This is a genomic window from Thalassospira sp. HJ (genome assembly GCF_000948415.1).
In the GTDB taxonomy this organism is placed as follows: Bacteria; Pseudomonadota; Alphaproteobacteria; order Rhodospirillales; family Thalassospiraceae; genus Thalassospira.
Window position 1 is genome coordinate 43,266 of the sequence record NZ_JYII01000003.1, and the last position, 26,240, is coordinate 69,505.

Here is a 26,240-nt window from a genome sequence, read left to right on the forward strand (position 1 = left end):
AACCGGGGAATTCAACAATCAAAAATTGAGGCGGCAAGTTTGCCGCCTCAGGTCGTCGGTTAATTTGTTTATCGGGTCGGAGCCGCGGGCCCGGTGTCCTCGGCGGGCTCGGTGACCGCAGGGGCCGGTTCCGGAGCCTGATCAAGGATCGAAGCCGGCTGGGTATGGGTATTCGACTGAAGGGCAAGGATGATGCTGGTGATCATGAATGCGCCTGCCAGAATCGCAGTAGTACGGGTCAGCAGGTTCGCAGCGCCGCGTGAGCTCATCACGCCGAAGCCACCGCCGCCTCCGCCGCCGCTATTACCACCGATACCAAGCCCACCGCCCTCGCTGCGCTGCACGAGAATCACGGCGATCAGGCCGAGCGCAAGAAGAAGGTGGATTACCAGAATGACTGTTTGCATGGTGTCGAAACTCTTGTCCTAATCTACCGATCCAAACGCAATTCGGCCCGGATCGGGCATAAATTTGATGCGTATTTAACGCGTTTTATGGCTGTTGGCTAGACCATATTGAACAAAATCTGCAGCACTATCCGTTAGGCGCAGGATTCAATAATCTGCCAGAAATCTTCAACCTTGAGGCTCGCCCCGCCGACAAGCGCACCGTCGACATCTTCAACGCCCAGCAATTCCTTGGCATTGGACGGTTTGACCGAACCACCATACAGAATGCGGAACTCATTGCCATCCTCGAACCGTTTGACCAGTTCGGCACGGATTGCCGCATGAACCTCGGCAACTTCGGCAACACTTGCCGTACGGCCCGTCCCAATCGCCCAGACCGGCTCATAGGCCACAACGGTGTTTTTCGCAGTTGCCCCTTCGGGAAGCGACACAGCCACCTGCCCGTTCACAACCGAAAGCGTCGCACCCAGATCTCGTTCTTCTTCGGTTTCACCGACACAGACAACGGCGATCAAACCGGCATCATGGGCGGCAATCGCCTTTTTACGAATATCGGTCGAGCTTTCACCATGATCCGCGCGGCGCTCGGAATGGCCGACCAGAACATATTGCGCACCAATATCGGCAAGCATCGTCGCTGCAACATCACCGGTATGCGCACCCGATACCGCAGCATGACAATCCTGCCCGCCAACGGCAACGGCGCTCCCATGGGTAACACCGACCACGTCCGAAAGAAGTGTCGCCGGCGGGCAGACCAGAACGTCACAGCCAAGCGCCCCTTTTTCTTTCGCCTTTGCCGCCAGGCTTGACGCCAGCGCAAGACCGTCTGCACGCAAACAGTTCATTTTCCAGTTTCCGGCAATCAGGGGACGGCGTTGGGTCATGGGAGCTACCTCGTGCTGATCAGGTTCACATTCTGTCCGTGTATCAAGGCCATAACAGCCATTTTGCGGCTGATACGATTTGTTACAGGACCTGTTTCGACGCGGGTTTTAGCATGCCATGCCACCGGGGCCAAGTACCCGAAAACGTCCCTGACGGGATTTGTGATGTGATTGCAGTCATCTTCTATACAATCGCCTGTTGCCGCTGATAACACTCGCCATTAAGATGCGCGGCAAATTTGCTCGGCTCGCGTCATCTGGCGCGTCGCTTGGGCGATCAATAATGAAACGACGTCAAAGCACGTTTTTGGCGTCAAACCACGGATTGTTAGGCTTATCATATGCTTGCTGGCATTCGCACATTTTCGAAATCAATCTTCGCCAAGATCATCTTCGGCGTGATTGCACTGAGCTTCGTGATCTGGGGCCTGAACGCATCGATGCTCAATCTGGGCACCTCGCGTGAAGTTGCCGAAATCGGCAGCCAGAAAATCACCCCGGTCGAACTGGACCGCGCGTTTCAGCGCAGCGTTCAGAATATGCGGAGCATGTTCGGACCGTCCTTCAACCAGCAACAGGCCGTTCAGATGGGCCTTCTGAACAACACGGTGCAGTCGCTCGTCTCCCAGAAGATCCTGCGTGAAGACGCCAAGAATATCGGTATCGGCATCAGTGACGAAAAAGTCCGTGATCAGATTTTTGAATCTGACAACTTCAAGGACCCGGCCACCGGCCAGTTCAGCCGCGACCGCTTCATGCAGGCTCTCTATCAGGCCGGCTACACCGAAAACGAATTCATCAACGGTGTCCGAGGTGACCTGATGAGCCATCAGGTTGTTGGCAGCCTGACGGGCGCAGCACTTGTGCCCGAAATCATGGCACAGCAGATCGTAGCTTATCGCAATGAACAGCGCAGCGGTTCGTTCTTCACCCTGAACACCGCCGAATTCGCTGACATTCCGGCTGCTGATGACGCGACCCTTCGTGCCTATCACGAAGACAACGCTGCCCAGTTCACCGCACCGGAAAGCCGCGATGTTACCTTGGCCACCCTGAGTGCCGCGGATCTGATCCCGACCATCACCGTGACCGAGGAAGAAATCGCTGAGTCCTATGCCCAGCGTGAACCGGAATTCCAGACCCCGGAAAAACGTACCGTCGAACAGATCCTGTTTGCCCCGAACGATGAACAGACCGCCCGTGACGCCTATAACCGTCTCCAGGAAGGTGCTGACTTCATGGCCGTTGCCGCAGATGCCGGCATGGACGAAGCCATGGTCAAACTTGGTGAGTTCACCGCAAATGACATCCTTCCGGATCTGAGCGAAGCCACCTTCTCCCTTGAAGAAGGCGGCATTTCCGAGCCGGTTGAAACCGCGCTCGGCTGGCACATCATCCGCGTTCCGTCAGTCACCCCGGGCAGCACGCAAAGCCTTGATGAAGTGCGCGACATCATTGTCGATGGTCTTAAGCAGTTCAAAGCCGAAGACGCGATCTATGATCTTGCCGCCACCTTTGACGAGGAACTCGGCGCAGGCACCCCGATCGAAGACGCCGCACGCGATGTTGGCGCAAAGACCTACAAGCTTGACGGCGTTGTCGCAGGCGAAGGCCTTGCCGGTCAGAACGTTGATGGCGCAGGTGAAATCAACGCCAAGATCTTCGAACTTGAAAACGGCGAGGAAAGCTTCCTCGAAGAAACCGCATCAGGCACCCGCTATGTGGTTCGCGTTGAAAACGTAACCCCGTCGGCCCTCCGTCCGTTTGACGAAGTCCGTGACGACGTGCTTGCCGCCTGGACCGCCGAAGAACGTCAGCGCCTGATGATGGCAAAGGCCGAAGAACTGGCTGGCAACATCAACAATAGCGGTGCTGATATCGCAACGCTGGCGTCTGAAGACGGTGCCGAACTTCGCGAAACCGGCATGACCCGCCGTACCGGTCGTGGTCTTGCTGATGATGTAAACCCGGCCGTTGCCGCTGCCCTCTTCACCCTCGAAGACGGCAAGGCCAAGGCTGTTCAGACCGGCGAAAACGTGGTGGTTGTTGCGCTTGATGACATTCAGGCTGCCGACATCAACACCGCTGATGCCGCCCCGGTAAATGACGAGCTCAAGGACGCACTCAACGAAGACATCCTTGCGCAGTATCTCAATTACCTGAACGAGGAAATCTCGGTCACGGTAAACAATACTGTGATCAACGAGCTCTATCAGCCGACTGCTGCAAACTGATAAGCTTACAAGGGCGATCGGAAACATCCGGTCGCCCTTTTTCTATCCTGACAACGCCATAGACTAAACATCGGACAGATCATGGAAATCAAACCGGATTTCACCAGTTTCAAGCAAAACTACGATAACGGCATTTCGCAGGTTCTCTGGACCTCGCTGACCGCTGATCTTGATACACCGGTCTCGGCCTTTCTCAAGATCGCCGAAGGCATGCCAAACACCTATTTGCTTGAATCTGTTGAAGGCGGATCGGTCCGCGGTCGCTATTCCTTCCTGGGTCTCAAACCCGATCTGATCTGGCGCTGCTTTGGCGACAAGGCCGAACTCAATCGCCGTGCCATGGCCGATGCCGACGCCTTCGTGGCCGAGGCTGACGCACCGCTTGATAGCCTCAAGAAACTGATCGCTGAAAGCTATATCGAACTGCCCGACAACCTGCCGCCGATGAGTGCCGGTCTGGTTGGCTATATGGGCTATGACACCGTCCGTCTGATGGAAAAGCTTCCTGACAGCAACAAGGATGAACTTGATGTGCCCGATGGCATTTTCATCCGCCCGACCGTAACAGCAAGCTTTGATACCATCGAAGACACCGTCACCGTCGTCACCCCGGTCCGCCCGGAAAACGGTATCTCGGCGGATGCGGCCTATGATCTGGCCTGTGCGCGTCTCAATGACGTGGTCCAGCAGTTCCAGCGTAACCTGTTTATCGACCGTCGCTCCAAATCCGTGCCCGACACCCTGCCCGACCCAAAAGTCAGCGTGACCGAGGCCGGCTTCCACGACATGGTCGAAAAGGCCAAGGATTATATCCGCGCGGGCGATATCTTTCAGGTGGTCCTCTCGCAGCGCTACACGCTGCCCTATCAGCTGCCACCCTTTGCCTTTTACCGCGCCCTTCGCCGGATCAATCCGTCGCCTTTCATGTTCTATCTTGATATCGGCGGCTTTCAGGTCGTCGGGGCCAGCCCGGAAATCCTTGTCCGTCTGCGTGACGGCGAAGTCACCATTCGCCCGATTGCCGGCACCCGTCGTCGCGGCAAAACGCCCGATGATGACAAGATCATGGCCCACGACCTGCTTGACGATCCCAAGGAACGCTCGGAACATCTGATGCTGCTCGATCTTGGCCGCAACGATGTCGGGCGCGTTTCCAAACCGGGCACCGTGCGTGTCACCGACCGCGAACAGATCGAATACTATTCCCACGTCATGCATATCGTTTCCAACGTGGTCGGCCAGATCGACGAAACCAAATATGACGCCATGGATGCGCTCAAGGCCGGCTTCCCGGCCGGAACCGTTTCGGGTGCCCCCAAAGTCCGCGCGATGGAAATCATCGATGAACTGGAATCGGTCCGTCGTGGCATCTATGCCGGCTGCATCGGCTATATCTCGGCCGACGGTTCGATGGATACCTGCATCGCACTGCGTACCGCCGTCATCAAGGACGAGAAAATCCACATTCAGGCCGGTGCCGGTGTCGTCGTCGACAGCAAACCGGAACTCGAACACAAGGAATGCCAGAACAAGGCCGGCGCGCTCATGGCCGCCGCCCGCGAAGCCCATCGCTTCGCCTGACGGCAACAAACCACAACATATATGAAAATCGTCATTCCGGGCGAAGCGAAGCGTAGACCCGGAATCCATGCCACCCGGCACCAACAGATTCCCGCCTTCGCGGGAATGACGATCTTTTTATTATAACGGGTTCGATTAACCGGTCACACTCTGCATCGACCGGCGCAAAACATCGGTAATCGGCACCAGTACAAAGCCCTTGGCCTGAATTTCGGGGATCCATGTTTTAAGCGCGCCGATTGTCAGATCGCGCGGATGGCCGATTGCGATGGCAAAGCCCTGCTTGCGCGCGACATTTTCGGTCCGCGCCAGCATATCGGCGATCTTGGCGGCATCATCGGCATCATCGATAAAGATATCGCGGGTAATCGCCGGAACGCCGAAATTATTCGCCGTTGAATAGCCGACCGAGTCTGCACTGGTGCGGCTATCAAGGAACATCAAGCCGCGTGACTTCATCACTTCCATGACGACACGCATGCGTTCCGGATCGGCGGTAAACTTGCTGCCCATGTGGTTGTTCACACCGACATAGCCATCAAAACGATCCAGCATCCAGTCCATCTCGTTAAGGATCGTCTGGCGATCATAGCTTGCCAGCAACGCATGCGGTCCCGGATCAACAGCGGCCGAGGATGGCTCCATCGGCATATGCAACATCACCTCATGCCCGGCCTTGCGCGCCGCATTGACCTGCGGCTGCAAATCACGGGCATAAGGCAGATAGGAAATCGTAATCGGGCCCGGCAGTTCCACCGTGCGCGCAGTTCGCGGCTGATCAAGCCCCGCATCATCAATCACAATCGCGATCACCGGCTTGTCACCGGTATCCTGTGTCAGGGCGGCATATTTCCGCCATGGCTGATCCATGGCCGCAATCGAGGCACTCGGTACATCATTGCCGCTATCACCCGGAAGAATATCGCCCCCTTGGGTGGGCTTGCGCGATGCCGGTGCCGGAACATAGTCCGTCAGCCCCTGCTGACCTTGCGTGTTTTGTCCTGTCGAGGCGCTGGAACCGTCGCTCTCGCCAACGAGATATCCGGTACGACCTCGCTCGGAAATCGATGCGTTGTCCGAAAGCTTGTAATCCTTGCGCAGCATTGGGGTCGGTTCGGGATCGGGATCAGCAAGTGCATAATTCGGTGCCTTCTGATCCGCAGCACGGCCAAATTCGTCTGACGCGCGATCAAGTTCAAGCATGCTGCCGACCGCAATGATCGCAGATAGCGTACCCGCAACAAAGGCCCCGCCCAGCATCAGGCGACCAATGCCACCCGATTTCTTTTTCGGGGCGGTCTTTTTACGATTGGATTTCTTGGGTGCCGCCTTTTTACGTTTGGCGGTCGTTGCCCGGGTTGCCCGGCGTGCCACGCTGTGGTCTCCAGTATTCGTTTGCTGGGATGCTCGTAGCGGCTGTTTCGTTGATTGAACAGCCCCTTCCCATATGGTGATTATACACCGATCCTGTCGGCGGTTCTTTTGATCTTTTTAAAACGGCTCTGGTTAGCGCACAGTTAAAGGATCGCACCTCGCGTGATCGGGGATGCACCTGATACCCGAAAAGCCTTGCTCTGCTTCTGCTTGACGTAGCGACAATGGCGTTTATTCTCTGCCGACCTTAATGTGCGTGAGCCTGCTTTTTTATGTATCTCCTCATTGATAATTACGACAGTTTCACATTCAATCTGTGGCACTATCTGCGCGAACTCGGCCCCGAGGTCGAAGTGCGCCGCAATGATGAGGTGAGCGTGCAAGAAGCGCTCGCACTTAATCCCGAAGGCATTGTGATCTCACCGGGCCCTTGCGACCCGGAACGCGCCGGTATCTGCCTTGATCTGATCAAGGCGGCCGCGGGCAAGGTCAAGCTGCTTGGAGTGTGTCTTGGCCATCAATCGATCGGTCAGGCCTTTGGCGGCAAGGTCATCCGCGCGCCCGAATGCATGCACGGCAAGACCGATGCGATGACCCATTCGGGGCAAAGCGTCTTTGCCGGCCTTCCCAGCCCGTTTGAAGCCACCCGTTATCATTCATTGGTGATCGAGCGCGAAACTTTGCCCGACAGCCTTGAAATCACCGCAGAAAGCGGAGATGGTCTGATTATGGGCGTGCGTCACAAAACCCATCAGATTCACGGCGTTCAGTTCCATCCCGAAAGCATCGCTTCGGAACATGGCCACGCCCTATTGAAGAATTTTATCGACTATACCAGTGCCTGACCGATAGTGCGTTGCGTGCACTGGACCGCAAACCAAGGAAGACCCGATGTCGACTGATAATGATCTGAAGCCAATTCTGGCCAAAGTCGCAGATGGCGAAAAACTGACCGAAAGCATGGCCGAAGGCGCCTTTAACGTGCTGATGTCCGGTCAGGCGACGCCGTCGCAGATGGGGGCTTTCCTGATGGGGTTGCGCCTGCGCGGTGAAACCATCGATGAAATCACCGGTGCGGCGCGTGTCATGCGCGAAAAGGCCACCGGAATAATTGCCCCGGAAAACGCGGTTGATACCTGCGGCACGGGTGGTGATGGCAGCGGCACCTATAACATCTCGACCGGGGCGGCCATTGTGGCAGCCGCCGCTGGCGCCACCGTTGCCAAGCACGGCAACCGCGCGGCTTCGTCGAAATCGGGGTCTGCCGATGTTCTGATGGCGCTCGGTGTCAATCTTGATGCCGATATGAAGCTTCTTGAAAAGGCGCTTCGGGAAATCAATCTCTGCTTCATGATGGCAACCCGTCACCATTCGGCGATGCGCCATGTCATGCCGACCCGCGTTGAAATGGGCACGCGCACGATCTTTAACCTGCTTGGTCCGCTGGCCAACCCGGCCAAAACCAAGCGTCAGGTTCTCGGCGTCTTTGCCAAACAGTGGGTTGAACCGATTGCCCATGTGCTGAACCGTCTGGGCTCGGTCCATGCCTGGGTTGTCCATGGTCATAGCGGCCTTGATGAAATCTCGACCACCGGCCCGACCTTTGTCGCCGAGGTCAAGGATGGCACCGTCACCACCTTTGAAATCAATCCGGGCGATTTCGGCCTTGAAACCGCAACGCTTGACGACCTCAAGGGCGGCGATGCCGATGTCAATGCCAAGGCGATTACTGACCTGCTCGCCGCCAAGAAAGGCCCGTACCGTGATATCGTTCTGATGAATGCCGGTGCGGCCCTTGTCGTGACCGGCATTGCCAGCGATCTGGCCGATGGCATCAAAAAGGCTGCAGACGCCATTGATAGCGGCAAGGCTGCCAAAACCCTTCAGGGCCTTGTAGACATCACCAACGAAGGAAACGCGGCGTGAGCGACGTACTGACCAAAATCTGCAACGACAAGCGCGAACATGTCGCAGCCTGCAAGGCGCGCACCTCGCTTGGTACACTTGAGGCCGAGGCAAAAGAACAATCCGCACCGCGCGGCTTTATCAATGCGCTCGAAACCAGCGTTGCCGATGGCCGTTATGGCCTGATTGCCGAAATCAAGAAGGCCTCCCCGTCAAAAGGCCTGATCCGCCCGGACTTCAATCCGCCGGAACTGGCCAAGGCCTATAAGGCTGGCGGGGCTAGTTGCCTGTCAGTTCTGACCGACATCCCCTATTTCCAGGGCGATGACAGCTATCTGGTCGCTGCCCGTGCGGCCGTCGACCTTCCGGCCCTTCGCAAGGATTTCATGGTTGATCCCTATCAGATCACCGAGGCCCGCGCGCTTGGTGCTGACTGCATCCTTCTGATTATGGCGGCCCTTGAAGACAGCCTGGCGACTGAGCTTGAAGATGCCGCGCACAGCCTTGGCATGGATGTGCTCATTGAGGTGCATAATGCCCCGGAACTTGAACGGGCGCTCAAGCTGAAATCGCGTTTGCTCGGCATCAACAACCGCAACCTCAAGACCATGGAGACCAGCCTCACCACGACCGAGGAACTGGCAAGCATGGTTGGTGATGATCGCCTGCTGGTCGCTGAAAGCGGCCTGTTTACCCCCGATGACCTGGCCCGCATGGCAAAGGTTGGCGCGCAGTGCTTCCTGATCGGTGAAAGCCTGATGCGTCAGGACGACGTCGCAACCGCCACCCGCAACCTGCTCGGCCTTGCGGCCTGACCCATACTGGACCGAAAATGGCAGACAAGCTTTCCCATATTGATGCCGGTGGCAATGCGGTGATGGTCGATATCTCGGCCAAGGCGGAAACCGCGCGCATTGCGATTGCCAAGGCCCGGGTTCTGATGTCTTCCGAAACGGCAAAGCTGATTGCGGATCGCGGCCACAAGAAGGGTGATGTTCTTGGCATCGCCCAGCTGGCCGGGATCATGGGGGCGAAAAAGACCCCCGATCTGATCCCGCTCTGTCATCCCCTGCCCCTGACCTCGGTTACGGTCGATCTGGAGCTTGCCAGCGACGCTGATGCGGTCGATATCACCGCCACCTGCAAGACAACCGGCAAGACCGGTGTCGAGATGGAAGCCCTCACCGCGGCCTCGGTTTCGGCCCTGACGGTTTTTGACATGTGCAAGGCGGTTGATAAAAGTATGAGGATTACCGATTTACGTGTCACCCGGAAAGAAGGCGGCAAGTCGGGGACCTTCGTTGCGGACTAACATCCTGTCCCGAATAACGGCCCAATATTCACATTTTTTGAAAAGTTGTCGCGATTATTCGGTTTTTCCGTTTAATCGTACAGACGCGCTTGACCCGAGAAAAGAACTAAAGTAGAACATTTATGTATCCTTTTTGTTCTTTTTACAGGTTCGGGAAATATCATGCTGACGCGCAAGCAATATGAGTTGCTGGTCTATATAGACAATTACCTTCGCGATCACGGGATTTCGCCCTCTTTCGACGAAATGAAAGAGGCCCTGAACCTTAAATCCAAATCCGGTATCCATCGCCTGATCACAGGCCTTGAGGAACGCGGTTTCATCCGCCGCCTCGCCCATCGGGCACGCGCACTTGAAGTGGTCCGCCTGCCCGAAAACAGCGACGATGACACGCCTGAAAAACCAAACAACGTCACCTCGATTGCCAGTGCGCGAAAGGCACCGCACCGGCCAGCGACCGTGCCAACCGCCTTCTCAGAAGCCGGGGAATCCATTGGTTTGCCGCTTTATGGCCGGATTGCTGCGGGTACACCGATCGAGGCGCTTCGTGATCAAAGCACCATGGTGCAGGTCCCAGCCGCCCTTCTGGGCACCGGTGATCACTATGCGCTTGAAGTTTCAGGTGATTCGATGGTCGAGGCCGGCATTCTGGATGGCGACACCGTCCTGATCCAGCGTTGCGAACAGGCCCATGACGGTACCATCGTGGTAGCCCTTGTCGATGACAGCGAAGCCACCCTCAAACGCCTCAAACGCGGCCGTGGCGAGGTCCTTTTGGAACCGGCCAATGCACGCTATGAAACCCGCGCCCTGTCGCCGGATCGCGTCCGCATTCAGGGCCGCCTGGTCGGGCTGCTGCGCCAGTACTGATCGTTCGCCTGCATTCTGAACATGAAACGTCCGGTGCTATTGCCCGGGCGTTTTGTTTTGCGCGGCTAATCCGTTGGTTCGGCCCCTATCGCCCTGCTCTGCCGCCGATAATGATCCACGGCCAGTTGCCGGTTTCTGAGCGGACAGTGTTGATGGTGGGTGATGCAGTCGCAGTTTCGGGCAGCTTGATGGCCACACCGCCCTGCCACCACAGGACATCATCATCAATGATCGCACGTGTACCGGATGCCTGACAGTTGGTTGGCAGATCTGTTTGCTGGCTAACAACGATATCGGCATTACGACAGGCGTAAAACGGGTTGGTGATGCGGCTGGCGACAATGATGCGTGAGGGCACGTTGTTAGCGCTAACAGCTACATAACACGGGTCGTTTTGGCAGGGTTTTACGCGGTTTGTTTCCTGTTCCGGGCGAATGCCAAAGCGATTCATCCAGATGTCTTTCTGGAAGTCATTCAATCGGGATGATGTGTGCAGGATGCCCGCATCCGGATCATAGATCGCCCAACTTTCACGGTCGCCGGAAATGAGGATTTCCGGTTCTTGATGCGTTAGCTGAAAAATGAAGGCTGCCGCGATCACAGGGATCACCGGGATAATCATCACCTTGTCCCGCCAGATGACGATCAATGCCAGGGCCAGCAAACCCAAAGCAACCGCCCACATATCAAGGCCCGCGACATACCAAAGCCCCCAGTTTTGGGCTGCAACCAGATCGGCGGTTTCCAGCAAAGCAGTCAGCCCGGGCTTCATTGCCGCCAAGGACAGTCCGGCAAGCCCGAGCGGGACAAGTGCGAGTGTCACGACAATCCACGGCATCACCCAGAAGGCCATCACCGGAATGGCGATCAGATTGGCAAGCACGCCAAGCATGGAAATGCGCCCGAAATGATAGCCAATGATCGGGGCAGTCACGGCAGTGACAATCAGGCTGGTCAGCAGCAAACCGGCAAGATAAAGACCGCCGCGCTCATACCAGGACAGCATGCCTTGCCGGTCCAGCCAACGACGCCCCGGCCCGTCACAAAAGGCGACAAGTGCGCCAACGGCGGCAAAGGATAACTGGAAGCTTGCCCCCAGCACGGCATCAGGCCGCAGGACCAGAACAACAATGGCGGCCACACCCACCAGCCGCAGGGATATGGCCCGTCGATCCAACAGCAATGCCAACCAGACAACCAGTAACATGACAAAGGCACGCTGGGTCGGGATGGTCGCCCCCGACAAGCCTAGATACACAAGTCCGGCCAGCATCGTGGCCATTGCGGCCCATTTCTTGATGGGATAGCGCAAGGCAATTGCCGGAATGGCAGCCAGTCCGAAGCGGATTAGGAAAAACACCGTCCCGCAGAGCAATCCCATATGCAGTCCCGAAATCGCCAACAGGTGGGCCAAGCCCGACTTACGAAGGTTATCAGCAATTTCGGGGGTGACTTCGCCCCGCTCGCCAATGATCAGAGCCTTGGCAATTCCGGTTTCAAGTCCGGTCATTTCATTGCTAATAGCAGCCGAGATATGCTGCCGCGCACTTTCAACATAAGCCACCAATGCATTGTTATTGTGTAATTTCCCCCCTCCAACAACTTCGAACTGTCGACCAAAGACAAATCCGGATGCGCCAATATTGCTGAAATAGAGATTACGTGAAAAATCCGGATCACCAGGCACGGATGGTGGCCGCAATGGAAAGAGGCGTGCGTTTGCGCGGACCTGATCACCGATCGAAAGCCGACTGTCGCCCAAAAAACTGAGCCTGACATTCCAGTTCAGTTGGTCTTCGGGGATACCATCAATTTTGCTGGGTTGAACCGTTGCCCGGATCCGCCCGTTACGGGGTTCCAGCCCGATGATGGTGCCGGTGACTTCAGTCGCATAAAGCGTTTTTGTCGGAATATCAGTTGGGCCCAGTTCGGTATGAACCGCACTCGTCAAAGCCCCGAAAGCCATGCTGGCAAGCAGTTGAAACACAAAGGCGAGAAAAGCAATGCGCCGCGACATCCAGAATGCGCAGGCCAAAAGAATCACAGTCAGGGCAATCTCGGCAGCATCAATGCGCGCAGGGAGCAAGAAATACCCGGCACAGCCCAACCCAAAGAATATAACAGAAGTCAGAAACCACTTATTTCTTTGGCTTGTTACAACAAAATTAATTTGCGAGAGAACATTCGCAAATATCTGAATTAATTGAATTTTACCTGCCGCCCTACGACGAATGTCCAATAGCCCGCCTGCCGCATTGTTTCTATCTAACATCCGCTGTGGTGCAACAGCGTGTCATTTGTGCTATAGCCTGCACGCCAAAAGTCCCCAGGACAAGCGACAACATCCAAATAACGGATAGAGTGAATGACGGTTGTTACCCGTTTTGCCCCGTCTCCGACCGGGTTTCTACATATCGGCGGCGCACGCACCGCACTTTATAACTGGCTGTATGCCAAACATACCGGGGGCAAGTTCCTGCTCCGGATTGAAGATACCGACCGTGAACGTTCAACGCCCGAGGCTGTCGATGCCATTTTTGACGGCTTGAACTGGCTTGGCCTGACCGCAGACGAAGAGCCGACTTTCCAGTTTGCCCGTCGCGACCGCCATGCAGAAGTCGCCCAACAGCTGCTGGACGCCGGCAAAGCGTATTATTGCTATTGCTCGCCCGAAGAGCTGACCGCCATGCGCGAGAAAGCCCGCGCAGAAGGTCGCCCGATGAAATATGACGGCACCTGGCGTGATCGTGATGCATCCGAGGCCCCAGAAGGCGTCAAGCCGGTTGTGCGCGTCAAAGCGCCGCTGGAAGGCGATGGGGTGATCAATGATCAGGTTCAGGGCGAAGTTCGTGTCGGTAACGAGCAGCTGGATGATTACGTGATCCTGCGCGGTGATGGCACGCCGACCTATATGCTGTCTGTTGTGGTTGATGACCATGACATGGGTGTGACCAACGTTATCCGTGGTGATGATCACCTGACCAACGCGTTCCGACAGAAAGTCATTTATGACGCGATGGGGTGGGATGTACCGACCTTTGCGCATATCCCGCTGATCCATGGTCCGGACGGTGCAAAACTGTCGAAACGTCATGGTGCGCTGGGTGTTGATGCCTATCGCGATGAAATGGGCTTCCTGCCCGAGGCGCTGAATAACTATCTGCTGCGTCTTGGCTGGGGCCATGGTGATGATGAAGTCATTTCTGCCGAGCAGGCCATTGAGTGGTTTGACATCACCGATGTCGGTAAAGGGGCAGCACGCTTTGACTTTGCGAAGCTGACCAACCTGAATGGTATTTACCTGCGTCAGGCCGATGACAAGCGCCTTGTAGACGAGATCGCACCGCTGATTGCCAAGCAAATTGGCGTGGACGGTCTTGATGCATCGCAAAAAGAAATCTTGATCAACGGCATGGCAGGCCTTAAAGAAAGGGCCAAGACTCTTATTGAGCTCGCCGACTCTTCGGCCTTCTACGTTACTGACGGCGTCAATTCCGTTAACGAGAAAGCCCAGTCCCTGATTGATGGTGCACCTGAAGGTCTGTTCAAGGAACTGGCCAACAGTCTTGAAGCGCTTGATAGCTGGACTGAAGAGGACGTTGACGCAAGTGTTCGCGCTATCGCCGAGAAATTCGAGTTAAAGCTTGGCAAAGTTGCGCAGCCCTTGCGGGCGGTGCTTACAGGCTCCAACTCTTCACCAGGCATCTTCGAAGTAATGATTGTGCTTGGAAAGACACAAACGCTGAAACGCATTCGCCATTTCGATGCATAACAACAGCGAATTAAGAAAAACTAATAACCCGTTTGCGCTTGGTGCGCCGCAGCATTATGCTGCACCCAACTTGAAACCGTGTTCGTTCAAACAGGGAAGGAAAAATAGTCATGGCATCTAATTCCAAGACTTCCCACACCGTGACCCTGACCGACAATGCCACTGGCAAGTCGTTCGAGATGCCGGTGCTTGAGGGTAGCGTAGGCCCGTCTGTCATCGACATTCGCAAGCTCTATGCTGAAACCGGATATTTCACCTATGACCCGGGCTTCACTTCGACCGGCTCCTGCCAGTCCGAATTGACCTACATTGATGGCGACGTTGGTATCCTCCGTCACCGCGGTTATGCAATTGATGAACTCGCAGAAAATGCCGACTTCCTCGAAGTCTGCCATCTGCTGCTTTATGGTGAGCTGCCGAATGCCACCGAGAAAAGCCAGTTCGAAAACGATATCACCATGCACACCATGGTCCACGAACAGATGCGCAATTTCTATAACGGCTTCCGCCGTGACGCGCATCCGATGGCCATCATGTGCGGCGTTGTTGGTGCAATGTCTGCTTTCTATCATGACAGCACCGACATCAATGACCCGCAGCAGCGACTGATTTCGGCTTATCGCCTTATTGCGAAAATGCCGACCATTGCTGCGATGGCATACAAATATTCGATCGGTCAGCCGTTCCGTTACCCGAACAACAAACTCGGTTATGCAGAAAACTTCCTGCAGATGATGTTCGGCAACCCGTGCGAAGACTATGAAGTCAATCCGGTTCTGGCCAAGGCAATGGATCGTATCCTGATCCTGCATGCCGACCACGAACAGAACGCGTCGACTTCGACAGTTCGTCTGGCCGGTTCTTCGGGTGCCAACCCGTTCGCATGTATTGCGGCTGGTATCGCATCCCTTTGGGGTCCGGCACATGGCGGCGCAAACGAAGCCGTTCTGGTCATGCTGAACGAAATCGGCGATGTGAAAAACATTCCGGAATTCGTTGCAAAAGCAAAAGACAAGAACGATCCGTTCCGTCTGATGGGCTTTGGTCACCGTGTTTACAAAAACTACGATCCGCGCGCCAAAGTCATGCAGGAAACCTGCCACGAAGTTCTCAAGGAACTCAACATCAGCGACCCGCTGCTTGACGTTGCCCAGGAACTGGAACGCATCGCACGTGAAGACGAGTACTTCATCGAGAAGAAACTCTATCCGAACGTCGACTTCTATTCGGGCATCATCTTCAAGGCGATGGGCATCCCGGTCAGCATGTTCACCGTGCTGTTCGCCGTTGCTCGTACCGTCGGCTGGATTTCCCAGTGGAAAGAGATGATCGAAGATCCGTCGCAGAAAATCGGTCGTCCGCGTCAGATGTTCACCGGTGTTGCAGAACGTCCGTTCGTTCCGGTCAACAAGCGCTAAGTCGCGAAGACAACGATCTGAAAAAGAAAAGGCCCGGATTTTTCCGGGCCTTTTTGCGTATCTGTTATACTTCGGTTCCAATTGAAACCGTCAGGGCAGAGGATACTGTATTACATCCACATCCCCTTGATCGGCATCATAGGAAAATTCGAGACATTGATTGATCAGGTCTGCATGGCTTTGCAGTTCTTGCAGCACAAGTTTGAACATGCGTTTTTGCAAGACGTAACTCATTCCGCCCGGTGCATTCAGACAAATCAATCCTGCATGCACAGCCTGTTGACGATAAAGCCCTCGAGCACCTTTGACATTTAACTTCCCTCTAAAATCAACAGAGTTATGCGTCACAAGGGTCCAATCATTTTCAATGATCGCGTCCATTAACTGCCAGTCTTTCCATCCCTGCATACCGCGCCAGTTTACGTGTATACTTTCGACATGTCCCGCATTGATGGCCATATGAGCCAAATCCGGGCTAAGGCACTCATCAATGAGGAAAATGAAGCTCACGCATTGAACTCCGGAAGCACAAGACGTTTCCGAGATATAACTTTGATCTGTTGCGACGCTGCCGCAGGTCTTCCACGTAGGGGATGCGTCCGGGCATATAAAGGTGCCCGCCGGATCTGAGACAGTTCCAGATGCGGATATGCCCGTTTAACATTCTCCTCTGACATTCCTGATGCCAGTGACGCTGCAACGTTATGAACCGGTACACGTGTCCCAGTAAAGACAGGAATCCCCCCCAAAATCTCTGGGTCTTCCGTCACCAAAGATTTGACTTCCTGCAATTCGCTCAAACGCTCGGCAATCATGATGCGAAATGGCTCCAAGTCTATTTTAAGCCACGAATGAAACACTTTCGTATCCAAATATACGTTCTGGATGGGTTCAAATGCCAAACTCGGATAGGCAATATCCAAATCCTTAATGATTGATTTTCTCATAGAGGACGTGAGAACGTCCTTGGTCTCATAATACAGAGAAACCATAAGGCATGAATTGGCTGATATCATTCGAACATTTTTGCGAGCGATGTATTTCTCTGGAAGAATATGCTCGTCAAACATCCGGTTAATATCCCTTACGGTTACGCCGGACACATGCGCGGCTTCCGCTGCCTGTAGCATTTCCATTTCATACATAACACACACCAAAACAATACTTCCGATGCCTCGGAATATATATATTCATCCATAAAATCACAAGCGACAGAATAGGCAGACTTATTATACTGCTTGTTATCGAACGGGTATTTCAGCTCTCTACCAAGCCCCTCGCCTTTAACCAAGCTGTTAAAATCAAAGTAAAAATCCGCTGCGGCGTGTGCCACAGCGGATCCATTTAAAGCAATATATTTTGGGGTAGTCCCCGATCTGTCGTGTTTACCAGCTACCCGTGTTTTCCATGCTGGCCCAAGGTTCTGCCGGGGCAAGGTTGCCACCCTTTTGCAGGAATTCGATGGAAATACCATCCGGGGAGCGGACAAACGCCATACGGCCATCACGCGGCGGACGATTGATGGTGACACCGGCATCCATCAGTTTCTGGCAGGTCGCGTAGATATCATCGACTTCATAGGCCAGATGCCCGAAGTTGCGACCGCCCGAATAGCTTTCCGGATCCCAGTTATAGGTCAGTTCAAGCTCAGGCGCCTTGGTGGTCTTGGCACTTTCGACGTCTGCCGGCGGTGCGAGATAGATCAGGGTGAAACGGCCCTGCTCGCTTTCGATGCGGCGGGTCTCTTGCATGCCCAGAAGGTCGCAATAGAATTTCATCGACTCATCGACATTTTCGACACGTACCATCGTGTGCAGGTAGCGCATAACACTGTCTCCGTTATGAATTAATCAATCCTAGGGTCCAAACTCATTCACATAATCGTCCCGGTCACCCGAATTTGTGCGGATATGCGAAGCGAAATCGCCGGAAGATCTATCTCTTTCAAGATTTTGCGACAAAATAGCCCGTGCAAATTCGGGGAATCTAAAGGACAACTAATATGAGAGAAAGCCTCTGCGTCAAATCCCTTGATCGGGGATCACCCCGATCTGCGGGCTTTTCCTTGCTTTTTCTCTCATATCAGTTGCCGGGCCGGTCATGTGAATGAGTTTGGACCCTCAGAACCTAGTTGCAATGCGGATTTGACGCCACCCGTAACAGGTTATTTTTTGGCGATGATTTTCAAAATCTGCTCGGCTGCCTTTTCGCTGGGCGGCCTGTCACCAAATCCGAGCAAGGTACAGGCTTTGTCAAAGCCTTCGATCTGGGCGGCTCTTTCCGGGCCGTCTGACATCAGGGCTTCAAGGCGCGGAGTAATGCGTTTTGCCTTGCAGTTATCCTGAAGGAATTCGGGGATCAGCTTTTGCCCCAGAACCAGATTAACGATGGTGACGGTATCAATCTTGATCAGGCGCTTTGCGATCCAGCCGGTAATCGCGTTGACCTGATAGGCGATCACGTGCGGTACACCGGCAATGGCCAGTTCAAGCGATACGGTCCCCGATGCGGCCAAGGCCGAATTGGCAGCCGCAAACGCATCATGGCGGTCTTGATCGGTGGTAACGACAAGTGGATCAAGCGGCCATGTTTTCATTTCTGCGGTAACCGTGTCGGCGACCTTGCTGACGGTCGGGACGACGATGCGGGCATCGGGATATTTGGCCGCGATGTCATCAATGACCTGCCTGAACACAGGCAGCAGGCGTTTAACCTCGGAATTGCGGCTTCCGGGCAGGACGGCCAGAAGCTTTTGATCGGGGCTCAGGCCATGTTGGGTGCGGAACCTGTCACCATTCCCGTCATGGCGTTCTTCGACCGCTGAGTGGCCGATAAAGGTGGTTGGCAGGCCTTCTTTCTCGAAGTAAGGCGGCTCAAACGGCAGCAGTGCGAGCAGGTGATCAAGAAAACCGGCGATTTTCTTCGCCCGGCCTTCGCGCCATGCCCAGACTGATGGTGCGACATAATGCACCAGCGGGATACCCTTGCCTTTTAGCTTCTTGCCGACGCGAAAGCTGAAATCCGGGGCGTCGATGGTGATGACGACATCGGGTTTTTCGGATTTGGCGAAGTCGGCCGTCTGGGAAATGCGTTTGAGCAAATGCGGGATATGAGGCACTACCTCTGTCAGGCCCATGACCGACATTTCGTTCATTGGAAACAGGCTTTTGAGGCCTTCACGTTCCATACGCGGGCCACCGACACCAATGAAACGGATGTGGTCCTGCTTGGCCTTTAGCGCCGCCATCAGGCGACCGCCCAGTTGATCCCCGGATGCTTCACCGGCAACCAGCATGATTTTCGGACCAAGTGGCGCTGTTTCATCCGCCATGGGGGGATTCCTCGTCCGGAAGAGCCAGACCGACCACAAATAGGCCCAGCGCATCGGCACGGGCAATTACAGCTGCCCGGTCAATGATCATGGTTCCACCCGCGAGCAACGCAACCCCGCGTAACCCGGCTTTGTGGGCCTCTTCGATCGTTGTCATGCCAATGGCCGGCAGATCAAGACGTTTGTCCTGCTGCGGCTTGGCAGACTTTACCAGCACGCCACCAACGCCATCGCGCTTATAGGTCGCTGAACGGCGGACCATTTCGTCGGTGCCCTCGATGGCTTCGAGTGCCAGCACCAGCCCCTGCTGCACGACGCAGCCCTGCCCGACATCGGCTTGTCCCAGTGTCCGGGCGACGGCCAGGCCATGGCGGGCATCGGAAATTGCCTGCTCGTCCGGTTTTACTTTGCCAAGCACGCCTTCCTCGACAGCGAGATCGCCGAGAATTTCATGGGCACCGAGCAGCCGGAAACCTTCGCGCTCAAGCTCCTTGCCAACAAGCTTGAGCAAACCATCATCGCCAAGCGCCTTGGAACCGACCTTCATCAGAAGTTTGGCCGCGCGCCAATCGGGGCGGATGGATGAAAAGCTTGGACGTGCGACTTTTCCTGCCAGAACGACATCCTGGCAGTTTGCATCGCGCATGGCATCAAGGATTTTGGCTGCCGCGCCAAGGCGTGTGGTTACAGTCGGATATTGATCAAGGTCAGGATCATCGGCATAGCCATCGAGTTTGACGATGCAAACATCACGGCCAGCGGAAATCGCAGCCCCTGCCAGACGGGCGGGAAGTGCCCCGCCTCCGGCGATAATCCCCAATTTTGGCTGCGGATTATCCTGCGGAGCTGTCATATTTCGGCGTGCATACGGAACGCATGCTTTCCGCTTTGAGGAAATTGATGATTTCCATCACCGGACCGACACCCTCAAAATCCTTGGCGACTTCTTCGACGCGCTCTGCGAGTGTGCCTTCCTGCGCAAACAGCAGACGATAGGCCTTGCGCAGCGAATGAATGGTTTCACGATCAAAGCCGCGACGCTTGAGGCCAACGATGTTCAGACCTGACAGATAGGCACGGTTGCCAATCACGGAACCATAAGGAATGACGTCGCTTTCGACACCGGTCATGCCGCCGATCATGGCGTGCTTGCCGATACGAACAAACTGGTGCACCGCCGACAGACCGCCAACAATGGCGAAGTCTTCGACCAAAACGTGGCCAGCAAGTGTGCCGTTATTGACCAGAATACATTGATTGCCGACATGGCAATCGTGACCGACATGGGCACCCGTCATCAGCAGGCAATCATCGCCAATGGTGGTTTCCATCCCACCACCTTCGGTGCCCGGATTAAGGGTCGCGCCCTCGCGGATTTTGGTGCGCTTGCCAACGACCAGACGGCTTTGTTCGCCCTTGAATTTCAGGTCCTGCGGCGCGTGACCGACAGAGGCAAACGGATAGACTTCGCACTGATCGCCAAGGGTGGTGTGACCTGCGACAGCAACGTGGCTGTGCAGTTTGACACCATCACCCAAGACAACATTCGGACCGACCACGCTATAGGGCCCGATTTCGACATCCTGACCAATCTGCGCGCCATCTTCGACAACGGCGGTTGGATGCACTTTTGACATTATCAGTTATCCCGGATCATCGCGGCGATGGTGGCCTCGGCAACGACCTGACCGTCGACCTTGACCTGGCTTTCGAATTTCCAGACAGGGCCACGGCTTTGTTTCTTGGTGACATGGATGTGCATGACATCACCCGGAGTGACCGGCTTGCGGAAACGGGCGTTATCGATGCTCATGAAATAAACAAGTTTGCCTTCTGCGTCCGCACCGAGCGTCTGGACCACCAGGATTGCCGCGGTTTGCGCCATGCTTTCGATGATCAGAACACCGGGCATGATCGGCTGCTGCGGGAAGTGGCCGGTAAATTGCGGCTCGTTCATCGTGACGTTCTTGATGCCGGTCGCACAGACATCGGTTTCGATGTCGATGACCTTGTCGATCAGAAGGAACGGATAGCGATGCGGAATCATTTCCAGAATGCGCTGGATATCGACACTTACCAGTTCGGTCATGTGTGTAGCCCTTATTTCTTTTTTCGTATCAGACGCGACAAGGCGACCGTCTGTTTATGATATTCCATGACCGGAACGGCGGGGCTGCCGCCCACAGTTTCGCCCGGTCCGATGTTTTTCATGACGCCGGCTTGGGCTGCGACTTTCGCGCCATCGCCGATTTCAAGGTGACCAGTAATGCCTGCCTGACCGGCAAGCACCACAAAATTACCAAGCTTGGTCGAGCCGGAAATCCCGACTTGCGAGACAATGACGCAACCCATGCCAAGTTCAACGTTATGGCCGATTTGCACCAGATTGTCGATACGACAGCCATTGCCGATCACGGTATCGGGCCCTGCCCCACGGTCAATCGTGCTGTTTGAGCCGACTTCGACGTCATTGCCGATGACAACACGGCCAAGCTGCGGGACCTTGACGTGGCCTTGTGGCCCCATGGCAAAGCCAAACCCGTCCTGCCCGATGCGGGCACCGGGATAAATCAGGCAAAGATTGCCAATCAGGCTGTGGCTAATCGAGGCGTTCGCCCCAACCTTGCAGCCTGCACCAATGACAACGCCCTCACCGATGACGGCGTTGGACGCGATGATGGTGCCGTCGCCGATTTCGCAATTGGCGCCAATGACAGCACCGGCATCAACCTGAACACCTTTGCCAAGCTTGGCGGTCGGGTCAATCACGGCGTGATCGGAGACGACGCCATTGCCGGTTTCAAATGGATAGAACGCAGTCGCGGCCTTGGCATAGGCACGGTACGGGTCCTTGGTGGTGAACAACACCATGCCCTCGGGCGCGCGCTCGACAAATTCAGGACGCACGAAACAGGCCCCTGCCTTGCTGCTGGTGAAGGCATCAAGGTATTTGCGGTTATCAAAGAAGCTCAGGATATCGCCATCGGCATTCTGCAGTGGTGAAACATCCTGAAAGACCCGCGTTTCATCGGGTGCATTGACCGGGGTTGTTTCCGTCAGCGCCGCGATTTCGGCGACACCGAATGGTCCCTTGCGGCTAAAGAAACGCGCATCCGCCATCAGGAGGCTTCCTTGAATTCAACCGTAATGGTTGGCGCTTCGGCATTTACCCGATCAAAGACGGCCTTGGTCGCATCCATCGAGGTTGCAAACAGCACGGCCTGCCCGCGATGCAGGACAAGGTTAGCCCCGCGTTCTTCGGCAATGCGACCGACAATCTCGTTCAGGGTTTGAGTGAATTTGGACTGGGCTTCTGCCAAGGCCTGATCAAGGACGCGGCTGCGGGCTTGGGCGAATTTCTGAAAATCGGCGACTTTCTGCTGGAAAGCGCGTTGCTTTTCCTGAAACACATCTGCAGCCAGAAGGGTGCGCTGCTGTGCGAGTTGTTTTTCCTCGTCACGCAGGCCCTGCTCACGGGTTTCGATTTCCTGCTGATAGGCGACCTGCCGTTCGCGGATCTGCTTGCGGGCATCCTGCATCGCAGACGCCTCGCGCATGATCCCGGCAACATCGACAATCATCACAGATGCGAAATTATCCTGGTTCGGTTCCTGCGCCTGTGCCACAGACGCATTGGCCGCAAAACCCATCAGGGCGGAAAGAACCAGCAGGTTACGTAGTGATTTGATCATTTTCATTAGAATCTGGTTCCGAAGTTAAGTCGGAACATTTCCTCTTTGTCGTGATCTTCTTTTGTGATGGCCTGAGAGATATCAACACCAATCGGGCCAAACGGCGATTCCCAACCGACACCGAAACCAACGGAACTACGCAGCGATCCGGTATCATAGATCTCACCCGCGCGAGCACCATCAACGTCCCGGCCTGAGCCAAAGTCACTGAAGATGCGGCCGGTAAGCGCAAACTCGTCGGGCGTACCAAGCGGGAAGTCCATTTGCACTGTACCTGTGTAGTACATTTTGGCCCCCAACGCATCCCCGGTCGCGATATCGCGCGGACCAACACCCGCAGATTCAAAGCCGCGCAGGTTCGAACCACCGACCATGAAGCGCTGAGAAATTCGAGTATCATCGTCGAACCCGAAGATATAACCGGTTGCACCACGGGTGGAGAAGATCCATTCATGCTCTCGATCCAGCGGGTAGTAGTAGCCGCCTTCAACGCGGGTCCGCAGATAGTTTTCGTCACCACCAATACCGGCCAGATCGTTTGACAGCCGCGCGAAGTAACCTTCGGTTGGGGAAATCGTGCTATCGCGTTCGTCATAGGTCAGAGTATGACCAATAGCCGATTCAACGAACTCGGTATCTTCTGCCAAAAGCAGACGCGATGCTTCATCTTCATCGATATCCGAGTAGCTGTTTTTCTCAAGCGTGTAGCGGAACGAGTGCGAAAGTTCTTCACTATACTTGAAACCAGCACGTAGACGGCCGCCCGTCTGCTCTTCATCGTAAGAGCTTTCGTCCTGGTTATCCTCTTCGCGGCGGTAGACGTCAAAGCCCGCAGCGATTTCGCGATCCAGGAAGTATGGCTCGGTAAAGGACAGGTCGACCTGCTGGTCTGTAGAACCAAGCGTGAAGTTCAGGCGCAGGTCCTGCCCCTTACCCAGCAGGTTACGTTCGCGAATGCCAAGCTGACCAAAGGCACCGTTGTCCGTGCCGTAGCCGGCACCGATGGAGAATTCACCAGTCGATTTTTCTTCGACATCAACTTCAATAACGGTCTGGTCGGGTGATGCGCCCGGCAGGGTCTTGACGTCGACCGATTTGAAGAAGTTGAGGTTCTCGATGCGTTGCTTGGAGCGCTGCATCTTGGAGCTGCTGAACGCATCGCCTTCGACGAGACGGAACTCACGTCGGATGACTTCATCAAGTGTGCGGACATTGCCAACAACGTTGATGCGCTCGACATAGACCTTGGGTCCTTCGGCGATGTTAAACGTGATGTCAATCGTGCCAGCTTCACGGTTGCGCTGAACGTTCGGACGGATATCGATAAAGGCATAGCCTTGATCTCCGACACTGTCAGTCAGGGCGTCAACGGCATCATCAACCAGCGTCGCGTTATACCATTCACCGCTTTCGATCTCGACAAGCGGCTTCAGCGTTTCCGGATCGATCTTGTCGATTTGCGAGACAACATTGATGTCACCGAACTGATAGCGCTGCCCTTCACTGACCGTGTAGGTCACGAAGAAGTCGGAGCGATCCGGGGTGAGTTCAGCGACAGAAGACAAAACCTGGAAATCGGCGTAGCCAGCCGCAAGGTAGAAGCGGCGCAGCAATTCGCGGTCAAAGGTCACGCGATCGGGATCATAGTTATCGTCAGCGGTCAGGATTTTCCACCAGGCGCTTTCGGTCGTCCGAATGACATCGGAAAGCTCGCCATCATCAAACGCCTTGTTGCCAACGAAGTTGATCTTGCGGATGCCGGTCGCATCGCCTTCATCAATCTCGAACGCCAGATCAACACGGTTCTGATCGAGCTGAATGACCTTGGGCTCAACCGTGGCCGCAAAGCGGCCGCTGCGGCGATAGAGTTCCAGAACACGCTGAACGTCGGCCTGAACCTTGGTGCGGGTATAAACTACGCGCGGACGTAATTGCAGTTCAGCCCCGAGGGTGTCGTCATCTAGGCGCTGGTTACCTTCAAAGGCAATCCGGTTGATGATCGGGTTTTCAACGACATTGACCCGAAGAATCCCCTGATTAAAGGAGAATGAAACGTCCGCAAAAAGGCCGGTCGAGAACAAGGCCTTCAGCGAGTTATTGATTTTCTGCACGTCATAGGAATCGCCAGGAGCAACCGTCAGGTAGGCGTTGACCGTCGCACTTTCGATACGGTTATTGCCTTCGACTTCGATGTCGCGAATCAGACCCGATTGGGCATGCACTGCCACAGGAACAAACAATGGCGCCGTTCCGCCAAGCAGGGCCGTAATCACAACGGCCGCTTTTACCTTACGCAGCAAGTTAACCCCCCTGTTGCTGTCACTCATCCGCCAGCAAGTCCTTTGAGGAAACTAAAGACACCCAATTGCGTCAAATCGTTCCACGTTGCAAAAATTATTAAGCTGAATACCAAACCCGCGCCGATACGGAAACCATATTCTTGTGCTTTTGCCCCCAATGGCTTACCGCGAATTGCCTCAATCGCGTAGAACACAAGATGGCCACCATCCAGAACCGGAACAGGCATCAGGTTGATCAACCCAAGGCTGATGGAGAGATAGCCCATAAAGAACAGAAGCGGCGCAATGCCCCCTTCGGCGACCTGCCCCGACATCTGCGCAATCCGGATTGGCCCGCCAAGCTCGGAACTGTCACGATCACCACTGATCATCTCACCAAGGGCTGAGAATGTCTGTGCAGTCAGTGAATAGGTGGTCTCGAACGCACGGCCAACCGACTCAACAACGCCGGTGCGGCTCATTTCAAAGTCGCCCGCTGTGATGCCCAAGCGCCCAACGGTTGCGGTCACACCGCCCTCGTCGACTTCGATTGCTTCGGGCGTAACGGCAAGATCGATTGCCTGACCGTCACGCTGCACGGTGACAGAAAGCGGCTGCCCCGGATTGGCGCGCACAATGTCAGAGAGTTCAGAGAACCATTCGACCGGCTGACCATTGATTGCTGAAATTTCGTCATCGGCAACAAAGCCCGCCATGGCAGCCGGGCTGTCATCGAGAACTTCGCCAACAACCGGCAACGCACGTTGCTGTCCAACCGCAGCAAACAGGAAGGTAAAAACGATGATTGCAAAGATGAAGTTGGCCAAGGGACCGGCGAAAACGATTGCCGCGCGGGCAGCGACACCTTTGTGATGGAAGGCATGCTTTGCTTCTTCTTCATCAAGGTCATCGCGACCGCCCGCACTGGCCGGGTTCATATCGCCAAACATTTTGACGTAACCGCCCAGCGGGATGATGCTGACCTTCCAGCGCGTGCCCTTTTTATCCTGCCAGCCGAAAAGCTCCGGTCCGAACCCGATTGAAAAGGCTTCGACCTTTACTCCGTTTTTGATGGCCACCCAGTAGTGGCCATATTCGTGAACGAACACGAGCACCGAGAGCACAAAAAGAAAAGCAAGCAAGGTTTCCATCAAGAATTCCCTAAGCCGGTCGCA

Annotated in this window: 24 protein-coding genes; 9 read left to right on the forward strand and 15 right to left on the reverse strand. The window is 55.2% G+C overall.

The features are described from left to right. Positions 1–68: 68 nt before the first annotated feature. Complete coding sequence (secG, locus tag UF64_RS00895; protein ID WP_044826746.1) at positions 69–407, reverse strand: preprotein translocase subunit SecG; 339 nt, start codon at positions 405–407, stop codon at positions 69–71. A 134-nt stretch (positions 408–541) separates the two neighbouring features. Continuing rightward, positions 542–1,297 (reverse strand): triose-phosphate isomerase, encoded by a 756-nt coding sequence (tpiA, locus tag UF64_RS00900; RefSeq protein WP_044826747.1) that lies wholly within the window; start codon positions 1,295–1,297, stop codon positions 542–544. 341 nt (positions 1,298–1,638) lie between these two features. Between tpiA and UF64_RS00905 the strand changes: the two genes are divergently transcribed. Together UF64_RS00905 and trpE are read left to right on the forward strand one after the other, a co-directional pair. After that, positions 1,639–3,531: a SurA N-terminal domain-containing protein gene (locus UF64_RS00905; RefSeq protein ID WP_044826748.1), complete on the forward strand. Its 1,893-nt coding sequence runs from the start codon at positions 1,639–1,641 to the stop codon at positions 3,529–3,531. Between the two features lie 81 nt (positions 3,532–3,612). Beyond that, entirely contained in the window at positions 3,613–5,112 is a 1,500-nt protein-coding gene (gene trpE / locus UF64_RS00910) for an anthranilate synthase component I (RefSeq protein ID WP_044826749.1), read from the forward strand. A gap of 135 nt (positions 5,113–5,247) precedes the next feature. Here the strand turns inward: trpE and UF64_RS00915 are convergent, their stop codons facing one another. Further along, positions 5,248–6,486 (reverse strand): divergent polysaccharide deacetylase family protein, encoded by a 1,239-nt coding sequence (locus UF64_RS00915; RefSeq protein WP_044826750.1) that lies wholly within the window; start codon positions 6,484–6,486, stop codon positions 5,248–5,250. A 272-nt stretch (positions 6,487–6,758) separates the two neighbouring features. On the opposite strand from UF64_RS00915, the gene UF64_RS00920 reads away from it, so the two are divergent. From UF64_RS00920 to lexA, 5 genes are all read left to right on the forward strand, one after another. Beyond that, positions 6,759–7,331: an aminodeoxychorismate/anthranilate synthase component II gene (locus UF64_RS00920; RefSeq protein ID WP_044826751.1), complete on the forward strand. Its 573-nt coding sequence runs from the start codon at positions 6,759–6,761 to the stop codon at positions 7,329–7,331. Positions 7,332–7,377: 46 nt separating this feature from the next. Beyond that, entirely contained in the window at positions 7,378–8,412 is a 1,035-nt protein-coding gene (trpD, locus tag UF64_RS00925) for an anthranilate phosphoribosyltransferase (protein WP_044826752.1), read from the forward strand. After that, on the forward strand, positions 8,409–9,206 hold the full coding sequence (gene trpC / locus UF64_RS00930) for an indole-3-glycerol phosphate synthase TrpC (RefSeq protein WP_044826753.1): 798 nt from the start codon (positions 8,409–8,411) through the stop codon (positions 9,204–9,206). Before trpD ends, trpC begins: the two co-directional genes overlap by 4 nt. Further along, positions 9,203–9,703, forward strand: coding sequence for a cyclic pyranopterin monophosphate synthase MoaC (gene moaC, locus UF64_RS00935; RefSeq protein ID WP_369792932.1), 501 nt, complete (start codon positions 9,203–9,205; stop codon positions 9,701–9,703). Before trpC ends, moaC begins: the two co-directional genes overlap by 4 nt. Before the next feature lie 162 nt (positions 9,704–9,865). Then, positions 9,866–10,573, forward strand: coding sequence for a transcriptional repressor LexA (lexA, locus tag UF64_RS00940; RefSeq protein WP_044826755.1), 708 nt, complete (start codon positions 9,866–9,868; stop codon positions 10,571–10,573). An 85-nt stretch (positions 10,574–10,658) separates the two neighbouring features. Here the strand turns inward: lexA and UF64_RS00945 are convergent, their stop codons facing one another. Next, on the reverse strand, positions 10,659–12,659 hold the full coding sequence (locus UF64_RS00945) for a ComEC/Rec2 family competence protein (RefSeq protein ID WP_235284919.1): 2,001 nt from the start codon (positions 12,657–12,659) through the stop codon (positions 10,659–10,661). Positions 12,660–12,938: 279 nt separating this feature from the next. Here UF64_RS00945 and gltX point away from each other — a divergent pair, with 279 nt between their 5' ends. Further along, complete coding sequence (gltX, locus tag UF64_RS00950) at positions 12,939–14,345, forward strand: glutamate--tRNA ligase (protein ID WP_044826756.1); 1,407 nt, start codon at positions 12,939–12,941, stop codon at positions 14,343–14,345. 110 nt (positions 14,346–14,455) lie between these two features. After that, on the forward strand, positions 14,456–15,763 hold the full coding sequence (locus UF64_RS00955) for a citrate synthase (protein ID WP_044826757.1): 1,308 nt from the start codon (positions 14,456–14,458) through the stop codon (positions 15,761–15,763). Between the two features lie 90 nt (positions 15,764–15,853). Here UF64_RS00955 and UF64_RS00960 read toward each other — a convergent pair whose 3' ends face one another. The 11 genes from UF64_RS00960 to rseP form a co-directional block, all read right to left on the reverse strand. Next, entirely contained in the window at positions 15,854–16,273 is a 420-nt protein-coding gene (locus UF64_RS00960) for a DUF5615 family PIN-like protein (RefSeq protein ID WP_044826758.1), read from the reverse strand. Then, positions 16,270–16,908, reverse strand: coding sequence for a DUF433 domain-containing protein (locus UF64_RS00965; RefSeq protein ID WP_044826759.1), 639 nt, complete (start codon positions 16,906–16,908; stop codon positions 16,270–16,272). Before UF64_RS00965 ends, UF64_RS00960 begins: the two co-directional genes overlap by 4 nt. 240 nt (positions 16,909–17,148) lie before the next feature. Continuing rightward, the gene (locus UF64_RS00970) at positions 17,149–17,589 is read right to left on the reverse strand and encodes a VOC family protein (RefSeq protein WP_044826760.1); all 441 of its coding nucleotides are present in this window, start codon (positions 17,587–17,589) and stop codon (positions 17,149–17,151) included. A 338-nt stretch (positions 17,590–17,927) separates the two neighbouring features. Continuing rightward, complete coding sequence (gene lpxB, locus UF64_RS00975; RefSeq protein ID WP_044826761.1) at positions 17,928–19,094, reverse strand: lipid-A-disaccharide synthase; 1,167 nt, start codon at positions 19,092–19,094, stop codon at positions 17,928–17,930. Continuing rightward, positions 19,084–19,947 carry an LpxI family protein gene (locus UF64_RS00980; RefSeq protein WP_044826762.1) on the reverse strand — a complete coding sequence of 288 codons (864 nt, stop codon included), beginning with the start codon at positions 19,945–19,947 and terminating at the stop codon, positions 19,084–19,086. The genes lpxB and UF64_RS00980 overlap by 11 nt, the downstream gene beginning before the upstream one ends. Further along, positions 19,928–20,731, reverse strand: coding sequence for an acyl-ACP--UDP-N-acetylglucosamine O-acyltransferase (lpxA, locus tag UF64_RS00985; protein WP_044826763.1), 804 nt, complete (start codon positions 20,729–20,731; stop codon positions 19,928–19,930). The genes UF64_RS00980 and lpxA overlap by 20 nt, the downstream gene beginning before the upstream one ends. A 2-nt stretch (positions 20,732–20,733) precedes the next feature. Then, positions 20,734–21,183 (reverse strand): 3-hydroxyacyl-ACP dehydratase FabZ, encoded by a 450-nt coding sequence (gene fabZ / locus UF64_RS00990; protein ID WP_044826764.1) that lies wholly within the window; start codon positions 21,181–21,183, stop codon positions 20,734–20,736. Positions 21,184–21,194: 11 nt separating this feature from the next. Next, complete coding sequence (lpxD, locus tag UF64_RS00995; RefSeq protein ID WP_044826765.1) at positions 21,195–22,214, reverse strand: UDP-3-O-(3-hydroxymyristoyl)glucosamine N-acyltransferase; 1,020 nt, start codon at positions 22,212–22,214, stop codon at positions 21,195–21,197. Then, positions 22,214–22,792, reverse strand: a complete 579-nt coding sequence (locus UF64_RS01000; RefSeq protein WP_044826766.1) for an OmpH family outer membrane protein — start codon at positions 22,790–22,792, stop codon at positions 22,214–22,216. Before UF64_RS01000 ends, lpxD begins: the two co-directional genes overlap by 1 nt. Then, on the reverse strand, positions 22,792–25,113 hold the full coding sequence (gene bamA, locus UF64_RS01005) for an outer membrane protein assembly factor BamA (RefSeq protein WP_044826767.1): 2,322 nt from the start codon (positions 25,111–25,113) through the stop codon (positions 22,792–22,794). Before bamA ends, UF64_RS01000 begins: the two co-directional genes overlap by 1 nt. Then, positions 25,110–26,216 carry an RIP metalloprotease RseP gene (gene rseP / locus UF64_RS01010; RefSeq protein ID WP_044826768.1) on the reverse strand — a complete coding sequence of 369 codons (1,107 nt, stop codon included), beginning with the start codon at positions 26,214–26,216 and terminating at the stop codon, positions 25,110–25,112. Before rseP ends, bamA begins: the two co-directional genes overlap by 4 nt. Between the last annotated feature and the right edge of the window lie 24 nt (positions 26,217–26,240).